The organism is Photorhabdus heterorhabditis (assembly GCF_001280945.1).
GTDB lineage: Bacteria > Pseudomonadota > Gammaproteobacteria > Enterobacterales > Enterobacteriaceae > Photorhabdus > Photorhabdus heterorhabditis.
Genome location: NZ_LJCS01000225.1, coordinates 1 through 558 on the forward strand (window position 1 = coordinate 1; position 558 = coordinate 558).

General features: G+C 53.4%; 1 protein-coding gene. It reads left to right on the forward strand.

The window, feature by feature from the left end:
• Positions 1–558: T6SS phospholipase effector Tle1-like catalytic domain-containing protein (locus AM629_RS21460; protein WP_476704007.1), on the forward strand; the 558-nt coding region annotated here is incomplete at both ends.

The window sequence follows — 558 nt, forward strand, 5'->3', positions numbered from 1 at the left end:
GAATACATTATTAGCGGCGGTAAGGAACCGCCGGTGTTAGTACCCGGTGTGCCGGATTTTGACCCGGAAATCGCCCAGAAGCAGTTGCGGGAAGCGGCAGCGGAATTTCGCAGTGACTACCGGAAAGAACGGCGTGAGATATCCGGTGCGAAGCAATTTGCTGCCGAAAACATTCTGGGCAACGCCCTTTATCTGTTGAACAGTGAGGATGAGGAGCGGGAATATCAGCAAATGAAAGCCGCGGGAGAGGCGTTGGTCGACCGGCTTTTCCCGGCTGTTCCGGCGAGAAAAACCGGTCAGCCAGAATCCCCGGAGTCATTACTGGTGGCCCTGTATGACAATCAGGTGCATGATTCCCGTGCCTGGTTTATGTACTCTACGCTGGATACGCGTGAGCCGGAGGGCGGTTATTTCCGTTACCGGGTGATTTACTTCGGCACAATGTGTAATAAACCCCTGTCGCTTTTGACGGTGGACTGCAATGTGGTTGGGGCAATGGCACCGGTTGGCTGTGCTTTGTTTATCTTCAAACGGAAAAAAATCGGCAACATGATGGCG